Raw genomic sequence first — 14,324 nt, forward strand, 5'->3', positions numbered from 1 at the left:
GAACGACGGTCGGAAGAGGTGTCAGGCGGTGTGGCGGACGGAGCGGGCCAGGATGCCGAGGCCCTCGTCGAGCTCGTCGTCCGTCGCGGTCAGCGGCGGCAGCAGCTTGACCACCTCGCCGCTCGGGCCCGAGGTCTCCACGAGGAGGCCGGTCTCGAAGGCGCGCCGGCACACGGCGTCGGCGCGCTCCCCGTCGGCGAACTCCAGGCCCCACACCAGTCCGCGGCCGCGGACGGACACACCGGTGCGTCCGTCGCCCCCGCACAGGTCGAGGAGGGCGCGCTCCACCCGGTCCGCCCGCCCCAGGGTGCGCCCGCGCAGGGCGCCGTCGCGCCAGTAGGCGTCGAGGGCGGCGGTGGCGGTGACGAAGGCGGGGTTGTTGCCGCGGAAGGTCCCGTTGTGCTCGCCGGGCTGCCAGACGTCGAGCTCCGGCCGGAACAGGCACAGGGCCATGGGCAGGCCGTAGCCGCTGATGGACTTGGACAGGGTGACGATGTCGGGCGTGATGCCCGCCTCCTCGAAGGAGAAGAAGTCGCCGGTGCGGCCGCAGCCCATCTGGATGTCGTCGACGATGAGGAGCATCTCGTGCCGGCGGCAGAGTTCCGCGAGCGCGCGCAGCCACTCGGCCCGTGCGACGTTGATGCCGCCCTCGCCCTGGACGGTCTCGACGATCACGGCCGCCGGGTGGTCGAGGCCGGAGCCGGCGTCGTTGAGGAGCCGCTCGAACCAGAGGAAGTCGGGGAGCTGACCGTCGAGGTAGTCGTCGAAGGGCATGCGGATGGCGTGGTGCAGCGGGACGCCCGCGCCGGCGCGCTTGGCGGCGTTCCCGGTGACGGCGAGGGAGCCGAGGGACATGCCGTGGAACGCGTTGGTGAAGGAGACGACCGTCTGCCGCCCGGTGACCTTGCGGGCGAGCTTCAGCGCCGCCTCCACGGCGTTGGTGCCGGTGGGGCCCGGGAACATCACCTTGTAGGGCAGGGCGCGGGGCTCCAGGACCGTGCTGCGGAAGGTCTCGAGGAAGTCGCGTTTGGCGGTGGTCGACATGTCGAGGCCGTGGGTGACGCCGTCGTTGCCGAGGTATTCGAGGAGGGCCCGCTTGAGCACGGGATTGTTGTGGCCGTAGTTCAGCGAGCCGGCGCCGGCGAAGAAGTCGAGGTACGGACGCCCGTGCTCGTCGTACAGCCTGCTGCCGGTGGCGCGTTCGAAGACGACGGGCCAGGCGCGGCAGTAGCTGCGGACCTCCGATTCGACGGTCTCGAAGACGGAGGGCGTGGCGATGTCGGTCAGGGTCACGAAGCTCTTCTCCAGAGTGGGTTCGGGGGTGTGGTGTGCGCGGTCGACGGCTCAGGAGACCTGCGGGCCGAGGGGGCCGATGCGGTACAGCACCTCGGACTCGTGGCCCGCCGCGGGGAACGCGGCGGCCGGGAAGAGGACCTCCTGCGTCACCTCCGCGCCGTGCCGGCGTGCGAACGACCGGAAGAGCCGGTCGGAGGCCAGGTTCCCCGGGGTGACGGTCGCCTCGATCCGGTTGATGCCGTGCTCGGCCGCGACCTGCGCGGACAGAGCGTCGAGCAGGGTCCCGGCTACCCCGGTTCCGCGGTGCGAACCCTCGACGGCGATCTGCCAGACGAAGAGGGTCTCCGGCTCGTCGGGGCGCAGATAGCCGGTCACGAAGCCGATCGGGCGTCCGGAGGCGTCACGGGCGACCGTGGTCGTGGCGGCGAAGTCGCGGCACCACAGCAGATAGCTGTACGGCGAGTTGAGGTCGAGTTCCCCCGATCCGCGTGCGATGCGCCAGAGCTCGGCGCCGTCCGCGATCGTCGGGGGAGTCGTGCGGTGGGTCGTGGTCGTAAGGCCAGTGGTCAACGGGGTCATGGGCGCCGAAGCTACCCAGTGGATCTCGGAACTTCCTGGTCCGGACGGGTTGTTGTGGACAGGCAGGCGTGATAAATGAACCGGCGGCTTCCGGGGCGGAAATGTGCGCCGCGTCGCACGGAATAGACGTCGATACCGGGATGAACTGACCGTTTGTAACGGATGGATAACGTCTCTCGGGTGTATCTGCACTTCGCGCCAAGAGCGTGAGAACATCCGCCATCTGACGTTTGAGGGCTGCTCCAGCGGTCAGGTGTAGAGGTTCCTCCGTGCGCGGTGCCCGACGGGCCCGGTCCGGAACGGGTGCCGGAGCCGGGCCCGAGCCGCCCCGGAACGTGCCGGAGCCGGGCCGGGTACGACGACCCCGGCCCGGCTCCTCTCACCGCTGCGGTGCTCGGACTACCAGATCGCCTCGACCCACTCCGGGTGGTCGATGAAGGGGTTCCGGTTGCCCTGGTAGGTGGTGTGGATGATGTCGTTGCGGCGCTCCTCGAAGGCGCTCGGCGGATCCTGCTCGTTCCACTGCTTCAGGATCGAGAGGCGGCCGTGGAAGCGGACGCTGCCGTTGGTGGTCGACTCGTTGGGCTCCAGGTCGGCCCAGGCGTCGTCGCCCTCGTAGCGGACGGCCATGTAGAGGATCATTCGGGCCACGTCGCCCTTGTCGGCGTCGCGCGGCTCGAACGAGTTGCTGTCCGTGTAGCTGCCGGGGGCGCCGCTGACGGCGCTGCCGCCGTTGTCGAAGTCCTTGTTGCCGCGGATGCCGTTGACCTGGACGTCCGCCGCACGCAGGTGGTGCAGATCGGTGCCGGGGCCGGCCGAGGTGCCGAAGTTTCCGTGCGACTGGGCCCAGGTGTGTTCGCGGTTCCAGTCCCCGACGTCGCCGCCGTTGAGGCTCTTGCTCCGCGAGGTCCCGCTGTAGAGCAGGATGACGTTGTTGGTGTTGCCGGGGTCCTGATCGGTGACCTTCAGCGCGTTCCAGACCGCGTCGTACGAGATCCTGCTCTGGCTGCTGATGATGGTGTGCAGCGAGGACTTGAGGCTCGTTCCGGTCTTGCCGATCGCGTTCTTGTAGTACGTGCTGTCGTACGCGGTGGTGGTGGCGCCGGCGGGGGTAGCGGCGACCGTGGGGAGCGTGACGCCGACGAGGGTGGCGGCGACGGCCGCTGCCCACACCTTCCATCTGCCGATCCGCACAACGGACATGGGGGGCCCTTTCCCGGGGACGGTACGCGTCGGACGGCGGGCGTCGGCTCAACGATTCCGCTGTCTACGCGTGTTGACTTCGTGTCATCGGGAGAGTGGCACACGACAGGTACCTGTCATGTAACGGGGAGGAGGCTGTTCCATGACGAGTTCGCATATGGCGGGACCGGGAGGGCCTTCCCGTGCCCGTCCTCGTCGGGTGCGGCCGGGGCCCGGTGTCCTCAGACGCCCCGGACGTCCACCGGCATCCCCTTCGGCTCCTTGATGCGCTTCATGATGATCTGCGAGTTGACCTCGGTGACGCCGGTGAGGGTCGTCAGCCGCTCGATCCACAGCCGCTCGTACGCCGCCAGGTCGGCGACCGCGATCCGCAGCAGACAGCCGGGGCTCCCGAACAGCCGGTACGCCTCGATGACGTCCGGCACGTCCTGGAGCGCCTCCTCGAAGGCCTCCACCGTCTCCCGGTCCCGCCGCACCTCCACCGAGACGAGCACCTCGAAGCCCCGCCCCACGGCCTCCGGATCGATGATCGCCCGGTATCCCCGGATCACCCCGTCCTGCTCCAGCTGGCGGACCCGGCGCAGACAGGGCGACGGACTGAGCCCCACCCGCTGGGCCAGCTCCTGGTTGCTCAGCCGGCCGTCGTTCTGAAGCTCGCGCAAGATGTGGAGATCGATTCGGTCCATGACGCAATCATCTACCACGACGAAACGATACAGCGGCTGATTTCGCAATCGCCTTGCGCGGCTTCTGCCCTATCGTTGCGACGCAGGGCGATTTCGGTACGGAGTAAGGACGGCAGGCATGAAGCGGACGAACGACGGGGGAGCGCGCCGGATCGTCGTCATCAGCACGGGCGGCACGATCGCCAGCCGCTGGCAGGGCACCGGCTACGCCGCCGACGCCTCCGGCAACGACGTGCTGGCCACCGCCCCGCTTCCCGAGGGCGTCACCGTCGAGGTCGTCGACCTCTTCAACGTCAACAGTTCCCGCGTGACCGCGGCACACCAGCTCGCTCTGCTCAGGACGGTCCACGAGACCCTCGCCGATCCCGGCGTCGACGGCATCGTGATCACCCACGGCACCGACACCCTCGAAGAGACCGCCTTCTTCCTGGACCTCCACCACACCGATGCCCGCCCGGTCGTCCTCACCGGCGCCCAGCGCCCCTTCGGCACCGGCGACGGGGACGGCCCCGGCAACCTCTACGACGCGCTCCAGGTGGCCTCCTCCGTCAGCGACCTCGGTGTTCTCGTCGTCTTCGACGGCCGCGTCCACGCCGCCCGCGGCACCGTCAAGACCCAGACGCTCGCCGCCGACGCCTTCTCCGACCCCTCGGCCGAGCGTCTGGGCCGCGTCGGCTTCTCCCGTGTCGACATCGAGCGGCAGCCGGAGCGTCCGACGCCGCTGCCGTTGCCCGCCGCCGCGGACAAGGCGGACCCCGACGTCCCCGACGCCGTCCCGGTGCCCCGGGTCGCCATCGTCACGCACCACTCCGACGGTGATCCCTTCCTCCTGAACGCGGCCGTCGGCGCCGGCGCCCGGGGCATCGTCCTCGTCGCCACCGGCGCGGGCAACGCCACCCCCGAGATCGCCGCCGCCGTGGCCGACGCGGTCGCCCAGGGCGTCCTGGTCGCCGTGACCACCCGCGTCCCCGCCGGGCCGCTCGCCGAGATCTACACCGGCGGCGGGGCCGTCGACCTCGTCGCCGCCGGAGCGCTGCTCACCGGCACGCTCCGCGCCGCGCAGGCACGGATCGCGGTCCTCGCGACGCTCCTCGCCGACGGCGGCACCGGCGCGGGCGACCCCGTCCGCAGCACCGCCCTGCTGCGCCGCCTCCTCGACGGGCCCGTCCGCGCGGAACCGGCCCTCGCCACCGGCGGCTCCCGCTCGGCCTCGGCCGTCGCCGCCCGCGCCTGACCGGCGCACCCCAGAACCCCGGCTCGCGGGCGGCGCACCCCCCCGCCCGTCCGCGAGCCGGAGCCACCCTTCGGGACGCCTCTCCCGGGCTGTGACCGTACGGCCCCGAGGCGGCCCGTCACCCTCGCCGCTCGCCCGTCAGCGATGCCCGCACCCGCCCCGCGTACCCCTGGCAGGGCCGTGACGCGCCCGCGTGCCTCCGGGCGCGGCTCCCACGCGTGCGCGTGCACCCGGTCAGGCCCCCGGCACGCCCTCGCCGACACCCTTCCGTGCCCGCCCCGGCACTTCGGCGCCCGCCACCCGCGACGCCCACCTCCACCCTTCCCACCCTCAAGGACACCCCATGGTTCCCGCACCGGCCCCGCACCCCGTTCCCGTCCGTCGCGAACACGATCTGCTCGGGGACCGGGACGTTCCCGCCGACGCCTACTGGGGTGTCCACACCCTGCGCGCCACCGAGAACTTCACCGTCACCGGCACGCCCATCTCCGTCTACCCGCTCCTGATCGACGCGCTCGCCGCGGTCAAGGAGGCCGCCGCCCGCGCCAACGAGGAACTGGGGCTGCTGCCCGCGGACAAGGCCGCCGCCATCGCCGGCGCCTGCCGGGAGATCCGTACGGGCCGGCTCCACGACCAGTTCGTCGTGGACGTCGTCCAGGGCGGCGCCGGCACCTCCACCAACATGAACGCCAACGAGGTCGTCGCCAACCGCGCCCTGGAACTCCTCGGCCACACCAAGGGCGACTACGACCGCCTCCACCCCAACGAGGACGTCAACCTCGGCCAGTCCACCAACGACGTCTACCCGACCGCCATCCGCATCGCGGCGATCGGCGCCGCCCGCGAACTCCTCCTCGCCATGGCCGTGCTCCAGGACGCCTTCGCCGCCAAGGCCCTGGAGTTCCGCGACGTCGTCAAGATGGGCCGCACCCAGCTCCAGGACGCGGTGCCCATGACGCTGGGCCAGGAGTTCTCCACGTACGCCGTGATGCTGGAGGAGGACCGCAGCCGGCTCGCCGAGGCCGTCGAACTCATCCACGAGATCAACCTCGGGGCCACCGCCATCGGGACCGGTCTCAACGCCGCCCCCGGCTACGCCGAGACCGCCCGCCGCAACCTCGCCGAGCTCACCGGTCTGCCGCTCGTCACCTCCGCCAACCTGATCGAGGCCACCCAGGACTGCGGCGCCTTCGTCCAGCTCTCCGGGGTCCTCAAGCGCATCGCGGTCAAGCTCTCCAAGACCTGCAACGACCTGCGGCTGCTGTCCTCGGGACCGCGGGCCGGGCTCAACGAGATCAACCTGCCGCCGGTCCAGGCCGGTTCCAGCATCATGCCCGGCAAGGTCAACCCGGTGATTCCCGAGGTCGTCAACCAGGTCGCCTTCGAGGTGATCGGCAACGACATCACCATCACCATGGCCGCCGAGGCCGGCCAGCTCCAGCTCAACGCCTTCGAGCCGGTCATCTTCCACGCCCTGTCGAAGAGCCTCCTCTCCCTGCGCGCCGCCTGCCTGACCCTCGCCGACCGCTGCGTCAGCGGCATCACCGCCAACACCGAGGCGCTGAGGGCGGCCGTCGAGAACTCCATCGGCCTCGCCACCGCCCTCAACCCGCACCTCGGCTACACCGCGGCCACGGCCATCGCGCAGGAGGCGCTCGCCACCGGGCGCGGAGTGGTCGAACTCACCCTGGAGAAGGGCCTGCTGCCCGCCGAACGCCTCGCGGAGCTGCTCACCCCGGAGCGCCTCACCGGAGCCCCGGGCCCGGCCCTGGCCTGACCTCTCCGCCCCCTCCGGCTCCTCCGCTCCGAGGTCCGTCCATCGTGGCGGTGTTCGAGAGGTGTACCCGACGTGAAGTTACCCGTCGGTTTCTCGTGACTTCCCCGATGGTCGACAGTAGAACATGTTCCCATTCGCCTCTGAGTGAGGAACATCACATGAGCGAACACCCCCTGCCCGCAAGGGGAATCGGCGGCGTAAGCCGTCGTCGATTCCTCGCGGGAACAGGTTCTGTTCTCGGTGCCGCCGCCCTCGTCGGCCACGGCGCCCCGGCCCACGCGGAAACCCGCCTCGCCGACACCCCCATCCCCACCGGCGCCCACGTGCCCGCCCTCGTCATCGGCACCGGATACGGCGGCTCCGTTGCCGCCCTCCGGCTCGCCCGGGCGGGCGTCGCCGTCCACATGGTGGAGATGGGCATGGCCTGGGACACCCCGGGACCGGACGGCAAGATCTTCGCCAACACCACCCGGCCCGACTACCGCTCCTTCTGGCTGCGGACCCGCACCAAGCAGCCGCTGAGCAACTTCCTCGGCTTCCCCCTCGACAAGGACGTCCCGCGGCACACCGGCATCCTCGACGCCGAGGACTTCGCCGGCATCACCGTCTACCAGGGCAGGGGCGTCGGCGGCGGCTCCCTCGTCAACGGCGGCATGGCCGTCACCCCGCGCCGCGAGAACTTCGCGGCCATCCTCCCCACCGTCGATGCGGCCGAGATGTACGCGACGTACTACCCGCGCGCCAACGCGGGACTCGGCGTCACCGAGGTCGACCAGGCCTGGTGGGAGAGCACCGCCTGCTACCAGTACGCGCGCGTCGGCCGCAAGCACGCCCAGCGCTCCGGCTTCCCCTTCGTGTTCGTCCCGAACGTCTACGACTGGGACTACATGAAGCAGGAGGCCGCCGGGGCCGTCCCGAAGTCCGCCCTCGACGGCGAGGTCATCTACGGCAACAACGCCGGCAAGAAGACCCTCCAGAAGACCTACCTGGCCCAGGCCGCCGCCACCGGCCGGGTCACCGTCTCCGCCCTGCACAAGGTCACCTCCGTGACCCCGGCGGCCGGTGGCGGCTACACCGTCGCCATCGACCAGATCGACACCACGGGCGCCACCCTCGCGAGCAAGACCGTCACCGCCGACAAGGTCTTCTTCGCCGCCGGAAGCATCGGCACGAGCAAGCTCCTCACCCGCCTCAAGGCCACCGGCGCCCTCCCCGCCCTCAACAACGAGATCGGCAAGGGCTGGGGCGACAACGGCAACGTCATGTGCGGCCGCGCCAACCACATGTGGGACCCGACCGGCAAACTCCAGTCCGCCATGCCCACCGCGGGCATCGACAACTGGGACGCGGGCGGCGCCTTCGCCGAGGTCGCCCCGCTGCCCACCGGCATCGAGACCTACGCCTCCTTCTACCTCTCCATCACCAAGACCCCCCACCGGGCCGAGTTCACCTGGAACCCGGCCACCGGCAAGGTCGACCTGAGCTGGGACAGGGCCTGGAAGCAGACCTCCATCGACGCCGCGAAGACCATCTTCGACAAGATCAACTCCAAGGAGGGCACGATCTACCGCACCGACCTCTTCGGTGTGTACAAGATCTGGGGCGACCACCTCACGTACCACCCGCTCGGCGGTGCCGTCCTGGGCAGGGCGACCGACAACCACGGACGCCTCCACGGCTACTCCGGGCTGTACGTCATCGACGGATCACTGATCCCCGGCAACGCCAGCGTCAACCCGTTCGTCACCATCACGGCCCTCGCCGAACGCAACATCGAACGGATCGTCGCCGAGGACTTCTGAGCCCGGGGCGCGACACGGGCACGTCGCACGGGGAAGGGCCGGCCGGGAACCACCCGGCCGGCCCTTCCTCGCGCGCTCAGTGCGTCGGCAGCACGCACACCTCGTCGAGCCCCAGCACCCGGTTGAGCCGCCCGAACGCCAGCCACGAGCCCAGACTCATCGTCAGCTCCACGATCTCCGCCTGGCTGTACCGGGCCGTCATCCGCTCCCAGAACTTCTCGTCCAGGCCGTGATGGTCCAGCGCGTACCGCTCCGCGTACTCGGCCGCGAGCCGCGTCCGCTCGTCGAAGGCCTCGGAGGCCTCCGTCTCGCGCCAGGCGGCGACGAGTTCGTCGAAGCCCTCCTCGACCTTCACCCCGTCCCGGTCGGTACGCCAGTCCAGACAGAAGCCGCAGCCGTTGATCTGCGCGATCCGCAGCCGCGCCGCCTCGAACTCGCGCAGCCCCAGCGTCGTATGGGCGTACACCGACAGCGAGAAGTTCGCCGCCGCCGTCCCGATCTCCGGGACCATGTCGCCCCACACGTACCCGATCGGCTCCTGGCCCTCGGGAATGTCGATGATCACCGTGGTCTCCTTCCCAGCTTCCCGACCGCCGGCCGCAACGGCACGTCCAGCGCGTCGTACAGTCCCGGATCCGCCGCCACCAGCCAGTCGATCGCCCCGACCAGCCGGCCCACCGCCGTCGCGTTCCCGCCCGCCGAGCGGTTCTCGCCCTCGGCGGTCGCCGCCACCGTCACCTCGATCCGGGGACTGCCCTCGACGATCACCCGGTGTGCCCCCGCCCCGTCCGGCGGCACGGGCCAGTCCGGCGCGCACGAGGGGTGGATGCGGGTCACGTGCTCGATCACGATGCGGGGCTCGCCTCCGACGATGCCCTGCACCTCGAAGCGGATCGCGCCCTGCGTGCCCGCCTCGAAGACGCCCATGGTCCGGGTCTTCACGGTCGACTCCAGCGGACGCCGGTCGACCGTCTCGAGGATCTCGTCGAGCTCGGCGCCGAGCGCGCGGGCCATCAGACGTATCTGCCCGCCCCACACCATCGTCGGGACCGACGGCAGCAGCATCGGCGGCTCGTAGTCGAGCGGCCGGCCCATCCCGATCAGGTCCCGGACCGACTCCTCCTGCTCGTACGTCGAGTAGTCGAAGATCTCCTGACAGCGGATCACGTCCACCGTGCTGCCCAGCCCGCTCACCAGCAGCGGCAGAACGTCGTTGCCCCAGCCCGGGTCGACTCCCGACACGAACAGCGAACCGCCGCCCTCGGCGATCGCGGCCAGCACCGGATCCCGGAACTCGGGAGGTGCGTTGCGCTGGTCGTACAGCGGATACAGCGCGGGGGTGACCACCACCGCGCCCGTCCGCACCGCGCGCGCCACGTCGTCGAGCGCCCCGTCGGGCCGGGTGTCGCCGGAAGCCGCGTACACCACCGCCCCCGGCCGCCCGTCCAGCACCGCGCCCACATCGTCGACGGCCACGACCCCGAGGTCGTGGCCGAGCCCCGCGAGCCGGCCCGCGTCCCGCCCGACCTTCGCCGGATCGGAGACCAGCACGGCCGCGAGTTCCAGCCCTGGATGGGCGTCCACGGCGCGGATCGCCGCGCGCCCGACATTTCCGGTACCCCACACCACCGTCCGAATCATGCGCGGAGGGTAGCGCCGGGCCCCGAAGGTTCCCAGACCCGTGACACCATCATCTGACGAATCGTCAGATCGCGTTGGCGGCCTGGCGCGTCAGGCCAGCCGCAGCGTCACGAACGGCACGGTGTCGCCCGGCAGGACGTACCGCTCCACCTCGACGAAACCGCGCGCCAGCGCGAACCGCAGCCCGTCCTCGTTCGAGGCCAGCACCACCGTCTCGACGCCCTCGTCGCTCAGCGCCCGCGCGTGCGCGAGTCCCCGCTCGTACAGTGCGGTCCCGACGCCCCGCCCCCGGAACCCGGGCAGCGTCCGCGCGATGACCGTCGCCGCCGCGGTCTCCTCGTCCGGCGGCCGCACCGTCGAACAACCCACCGCCGCCTCCCCGAGATATGCCACGTCCAGCCGGTTGCGACCCGCGCGCTCACGGACCTCGTCGGCGGAGAGCACGGCCGTCGGGATGATCGTGTTGTGGACGGCCCGCCAGTCGGCGAGCTGGGCCTCGCTCAGGGCCGGCTCGATACGGAGATCGTTCATGTGTGCAGGAAACCGCGGCCCTTCCGGCCCGGTCAACCGCATTCGGGTGCGGAGAGACGGCGGAGGACCGTGACACCGTCGGCCGCGGCCGTACGGGTGAGGGCACCGCAACCACCGCAGTGCCGCCCGCCGAACGGGTACGCATCCCCGCATTGCCCCCGGCCAGGAGGATCCGTCCATGTCCGTCCACAAGGGCGTCCCCGCGCTGCTGAGCGCCGGCACACTGTGCGCCGCCCTGCTGCTCAGCGGATGCGCGAACACCGCGCCCCCCGCCCCCGCCGCACCCGCAGGGACGGCCGCCTCGCTCCCGCCCGCCGGGGACTCCCGCCCCGCGGGCGCCCCACCCGGCGCACCCGGGGCCGGCGGGCCGGGGGAGCCGGCGAGCAGCATCGCCTCCGAACCCGTCCCCGCCCCCGGGCTCCCCGGCGTCGGCCCCGCCACCCAGGCCCTCGTCCCCGACGGCACCACCCAGGCCCTCGTCGTCACCGGTGCCGACGGCGACGACAACACCTCCACCGCGACCCTCTACGAGAAGGACCCCCGCGGCGGCTGGATCGAGACCGGGGGGTCGTGGCCCGCCCACAACGCGCTGCGGGGCTGGACCGCCGACCACACGGCCGGTGACCTGCGCACCCCCATCGGGGTCTTCCGGCTCGGCGACGCGGGCGGCCGGCTGCCCGACCCGGGCTCCCGCCTCCCGTACGACCAGGACGACCAGTTCGCCATCAGCGGTACAGGCTTCTCCGGCGAGCCCCTCGAAGGCTCCTTCGACCATGTGGTCGCCATCGACTACAACCGCGTCCCCGGCCGGACCCCGCTCGACAGGGAACGCCCGCTCGGCGACGAGAAGGGCGGCGGAGTCTGGATCCACGTCGACCACGGCGGACCCACTCAGGCCTGCGTCACCCTCGAACGCGAGTCGCTGCGCTCGCTCATCCGCGCCCTCGACCCGGCCAGAGAGCCTGTCATCGTCATGGGTCCGGCGTCCGAACTCGCCCGCTGAGCGAGGCCGGGGAGCACCGGGCCGCTCCCGCCGGCCACAGAGACGGGGCCGGACGCGCCCTTGCCCGTCCGGCCCCGTCACGGTGGCCCGTGCGCGCGTGCCCCTCAGTTCCCTCCGCCGGTCCCGACCGCCCCGCGGAACGCGCCCGTGTGGAGCCGGACCTGCTCCGGGGTCAGATACGCGTCGGTGTACTCGAAGTCCCGCAGCGTGCCCGTCTTCGACGCCAGGAACCCGGTCCGCACGAAGTCGTCCCCGGCCGCGGCGTTCAGCAGCCAGTTCGTCATCACCCGGGTCTTCGCCACATTGGTCCGCAGCGCCGCCCAGTGATAGGCGCGGGCCACGGCCTGCGCCGGCGCCCCGTGCAGTTCCACACCGAGCGGCTTCGAGACCCCGTCCAGTCCGCCGAGGTCCACCACCAGACCCAGATCCTTGTGGACGTACGGATGGGTCGGCTCGCCGCGCAGCGTCGAGACCAGGTTGTCGGCGAGCGCCTTGCCCTGCCGCATCGCGTGCTGGGCGGTCGGCGGACAGATCGCGCCCTCCTCGCCCTTGGCGAGATCCGGCACCGCCGCCGCGTCCCCGAGGGCCCACACCCCGTCGAGGCCCGGCACGGTCATCTCGGGCGTGACCACGAGCCGTCCCCGGAACGTCTCCGCACCGAGCGTGGCGATCAGCGGGCTGGCCGCCACCCCGGCCGTCCAGATCAGCGTCCGGCTCGGCAGCACCCGCCCGTCCGTGAGCGTCACGGCGTCGTCGTCCACGGAGGCCACCGACACCCCGAGGGACACCTCGATGCCGCGCTTCGTCAGGATGTCCATCGCGGCGGCGCCCAGCTTGTCGCCCAGCTCGGGCATCAGCTTCGGCGCGATGTCGACCAGGTGCCACTTGATGAGCTTCGGGTCGATGCGGGGATAGCGCTTGACCGCGTTGTGGGTGAGCAGCTGGAGGCAGGCGGCCGTCTCCGTGCCCGCGTAGCCGCCGCCGACCACCACGAACCGCAGCCGTGCGGCCCGCTCCTCCTCGTCGTTGCTCGCGTCCGCCAGGTCCAGCTGCGCGATGACGTGGTCGCGGATGTACACGGCCTCGGCGAGGGTCTTCATCCCCCGCGCGTGCTCTGCGAGACCGGGGATGTCGAAACTGCGGGTCACGCTGCCGGGCGCGAGCACGAGATGGTCGTACGGCTCGGTCACGTACTCCCCGGCGATCGTGCGCACCACACAGGCCTTCGCCGCCGTGTCCACGCCGACCACACCGCCCGGCACGATCCGGGTGCGGTGCCGTTCGCTGCGGCGCAGCGACAGGGCGACCGACTGCGGGGTCAGCACCCCCGCCGCCACCTGGGGGAGCAGGGGCAGATACAGCTGGTACGAGAACGGTGAGAGGAGCGCGAGCTGCGCCTCCCGCTCCGCGAGGCGTCGTTCGAGCCGCCGTACACAGGCCACTCCGGCGAATCCGGCGCCCACCACGAGAATCCTCGGTCGCGTCACGCTGTCCGCCCTTCCGTATGAGCGTGCAAGAAACCATCGGATATGGACCGGTGATCCGGGTATGGCATGCTTTCGCCTCCTATCCGTGGTTCACCCTTTTTATCGTCATTGCGTCTGGATCGCTCTTCGGCAAGGTCCGCCCCGGTGCGGACGGGCGCCGCCGGCGTCGTCCTCGCCCGACCTGCCGCCGATGCCCTCTTCGACGGCCTGCGGCTCGGGGCGCTCGGCCCCGGCGCCGACCCGGACGTGCCCGCCGGGACTCCCCGCCCTCGGCCTCGCTGTACGTGTGCACCGTGCGTCTCGAAGCAAACCCGGCGTCTTCCCCGAACCTCGCCCCCGGCTCGCCGCGACGGCCGGAGCCGACGCCGCGCTCGTCACCACCGTCTCCGCCGCCGCCCAGGCCAGAGGCCCCGCCGGGGCTCCGGTCGCAGGGGGACCACGGGCGGGTTACGTTGCCGAAGGCCCCGCGCGGAGGCCGTATCCCTCCCGGAAGGCGGAACACCCCGCATGACCACGTACAAGGTCGGCTACTTCGTCGGCAGTCTGTCGAAGGACTCCATCAACAGGACCCTCTCCCGCGCCCTCCTCCGCGTGGCACCGCCGGAACTGGAGTTCCAGGAGATCCCCATCAAGGACCTCCCGCTCTACAACCACGACTTCGACGCGGACTACCCGCCCGAGGGCCGGGCCCTCAAGGAGGCCATCGCCGCCGTCGACGCCGTCCTCTTCGTCACCCCCGAGTACAACCGGTCCATCCCCGGCGGCCTCAAGAACGCCATCGACTGGGCCAGCCGTCCCTGGGGCACCAACTCGTTCACCCACAAGCCGTCGGCCGTCATCGGCGCCTCGCCCGGCAAGATCGGCACCGCCGTCGCCCAGCAGAGCCTCCGCTCGGTGCTGAGCTTCTGCAACTCCCCGCAGATGAACGCCCCCGAGGCCTACATCCAGTTCGTCCCGGGGCTCTTCACACCGGACGGCGAGGTCACCGACCCGACGACCCAGCAGTTCCTGACCGACTTCATGGCCGACTTCAAGACCTTCATCGAACGGGTCCTCACCGTCCTGCCCCAGCGCTGAACGGGGTC

The 14,324-nt window shown here is 71.4% G+C and carries 13 protein-coding genes; 5 read left to right on the forward strand and 8 right to left on the reverse strand.

Annotated features, from left to right (window positions below; translation table 11 throughout):
* Positions 1–21: 21 nt before the first annotated feature.
* The 4 genes from ectB to ACZ4XX_RS13940 all read right to left on the reverse strand — a co-directional run bounded on the left by ectB (position 22) and on the right by ACZ4XX_RS13940 (position 3,764).
* Positions 22–1,293: a diaminobutyrate--2-oxoglutarate transaminase gene (ectB, locus tag ACZ4XX_RS13925; RefSeq protein WP_468508163.1), complete on the reverse strand. Its 1,272-nt coding sequence runs from the start codon at positions 1,291–1,293 to the stop codon at positions 22–24.
* A 51-nt stretch (positions 1,294–1,344) separates the two neighbouring features.
* Positions 1,345–1,866, reverse strand: coding sequence for a diaminobutyrate acetyltransferase (ectA, locus tag ACZ4XX_RS13930; RefSeq protein WP_468508164.1), 522 nt, complete (start codon positions 1,864–1,866; stop codon positions 1,345–1,347).
* Positions 1,867–2,274: 408 nt separating this feature from the next.
* Entirely contained in the window at positions 2,275–3,078 is an 804-nt protein-coding gene (locus ACZ4XX_RS13935; RefSeq protein ID WP_468508165.1) for an endonuclease I family protein, read from the reverse strand.
* 221 nt (positions 3,079–3,299) lie between these two features.
* A complete protein-coding gene (locus tag ACZ4XX_RS13940; protein WP_468508166.1) occupies positions 3,300–3,764 on the reverse strand; it encodes an Lrp/AsnC family transcriptional regulator in 465 nt (154 codons plus the stop codon).
* 118 nt (positions 3,765–3,882) lie between these two features.
* Between ACZ4XX_RS13940 and ACZ4XX_RS13945 the strand changes: the two genes are divergently transcribed.
* The 3 genes from ACZ4XX_RS13945 to ACZ4XX_RS13955 all read left to right on the forward strand — a co-directional run bounded on the left by ACZ4XX_RS13945 (position 3,883) and on the right by ACZ4XX_RS13955 (position 8,577).
* Entirely contained in the window at positions 3,883–4,998 is a 1,116-nt protein-coding gene (locus tag ACZ4XX_RS13945) for an asparaginase (RefSeq protein ID WP_468508167.1), read from the forward strand.
* 343 nt (positions 4,999–5,341) lie between these two features.
* On the forward strand, positions 5,342–6,775 hold the full coding sequence (locus tag ACZ4XX_RS13950) for an aspartate ammonia-lyase (RefSeq protein WP_468508168.1): 1,434 nt from the start codon (positions 5,342–5,344) through the stop codon (positions 6,773–6,775).
* 158 nt (positions 6,776–6,933) lie between these two features.
* Complete coding sequence (locus ACZ4XX_RS13955) at positions 6,934–8,577, forward strand: GMC oxidoreductase (protein WP_468508169.1); 1,644 nt, start codon at positions 6,934–6,936, stop codon at positions 8,575–8,577.
* Between the two features lie 76 nt (positions 8,578–8,653).
* On the opposite strand, the gene ACZ4XX_RS13960 is transcribed toward ACZ4XX_RS13955, so the two are convergent.
* The 3 genes from ACZ4XX_RS13960 to ACZ4XX_RS13970 form a co-directional block, all read right to left on the reverse strand.
* Complete coding sequence (locus tag ACZ4XX_RS13960) at positions 8,654–9,142, reverse strand: carboxymuconolactone decarboxylase family protein (protein ID WP_468508170.1); 489 nt, start codon at positions 9,140–9,142, stop codon at positions 8,654–8,656.
* The gene (locus ACZ4XX_RS13965; protein ID WP_468508171.1) at positions 9,139–10,218 is read right to left on the reverse strand and encodes an NAD(P)H-dependent amine dehydrogenase family protein; all 1,080 of its coding nucleotides are present in this window, start codon (positions 10,216–10,218) and stop codon (positions 9,139–9,141) included. Before ACZ4XX_RS13965 ends, ACZ4XX_RS13960 begins: the two co-directional genes overlap by 4 nt.
* A gap of 90 nt (positions 10,219–10,308) precedes the next feature.
* The gene (locus ACZ4XX_RS13970; protein ID WP_468508172.1) at positions 10,309–10,749 is read right to left on the reverse strand and encodes a GNAT family N-acetyltransferase; all 441 of its coding nucleotides are present in this window, start codon (positions 10,747–10,749) and stop codon (positions 10,309–10,311) included.
* 178 nt (positions 10,750–10,927) lie between these two features.
* On the opposite strand from ACZ4XX_RS13970, the gene ACZ4XX_RS13975 reads away from it, so the two are divergent.
* The gene (locus ACZ4XX_RS13975; protein ID WP_468508173.1) at positions 10,928–11,752 is read left to right on the forward strand and encodes a hypothetical protein; all 825 of its coding nucleotides are present in this window, start codon (positions 10,928–10,930) and stop codon (positions 11,750–11,752) included.
* 104 nt (positions 11,753–11,856) lie between these two features.
* Here the strand turns inward: ACZ4XX_RS13975 and ACZ4XX_RS13980 are convergent, their stop codons facing one another.
* Positions 11,857–13,239 (reverse strand): NAD(P)/FAD-dependent oxidoreductase, encoded by a 1,383-nt coding sequence (locus ACZ4XX_RS13980; RefSeq protein WP_468508174.1) that lies wholly within the window; start codon positions 13,237–13,239, stop codon positions 11,857–11,859.
* A 507-nt stretch (positions 13,240–13,746) separates the two neighbouring features.
* Here ACZ4XX_RS13980 and ACZ4XX_RS13985 point away from each other — a divergent pair.
* Entirely contained in the window at positions 13,747–14,316 is a 570-nt protein-coding gene (locus tag ACZ4XX_RS13985) for an NADPH-dependent FMN reductase (protein ID WP_468508175.1), read from the forward strand.
* Positions 14,317–14,324 lie beyond the last annotated feature (8 nt).

This window comes from Streptomyces sp. NPDC029956, from assembly GCF_055574655.1.

Coding starts and splice junctions, on each gene's coding strand:
- ACZ4XX_RS13935 (WP_468508165.1), bottom strand. CDS start 3,078: ATGTCCGTTGTGCGGATCGGCAGATGGAAGGTGTGGGCAGCGGCCGTC.
- ACZ4XX_RS13940 (WP_468508166.1), bottom strand. CDS start 3,764: ATGGACCGAATCGATCTCCACATCTTGCGCGAGCTTCAGAACGACGGC.
- ACZ4XX_RS13945 (WP_468508167.1), top strand. CDS start 3,883: ATGAAGCGGACGAACGACGGGGGAGCGCGCCGGATCGTCGTCATCAGC.
- ACZ4XX_RS13950 (WP_468508168.1), top strand. CDS start 5,342: ATGGTTCCCGCACCGGCCCCGCACCCCGTTCCCGTCCGTCGCGAACAC.
- ACZ4XX_RS13955 (WP_468508169.1), top strand. CDS start 6,934: ATGAGCGAACACCCCCTGCCCGCAAGGGGAATCGGCGGCGTAAGCCGT.
- ACZ4XX_RS13965 (WP_468508171.1), bottom strand. CDS start 10,218: ATGATTCGGACGGTGGTGTGGGGTACCGGAAATGTCGGGCGCGCGGCG.
- ACZ4XX_RS13970 (WP_468508172.1), bottom strand. CDS start 10,749: ATGAACGATCTCCGTATCGAGCCGGCCCTGAGCGAGGCCCAGCTCGCC.
- ACZ4XX_RS13975 (WP_468508173.1), top strand. CDS start 10,928: ATGTCCGTCCACAAGGGCGTCCCCGCGCTGCTGAGCGCCGGCACACTG.
- ACZ4XX_RS13985 (WP_468508175.1), top strand. CDS start 13,747: ATGACCACGTACAAGGTCGGCTACTTCGTCGGCAGTCTGTCGAAGGAC.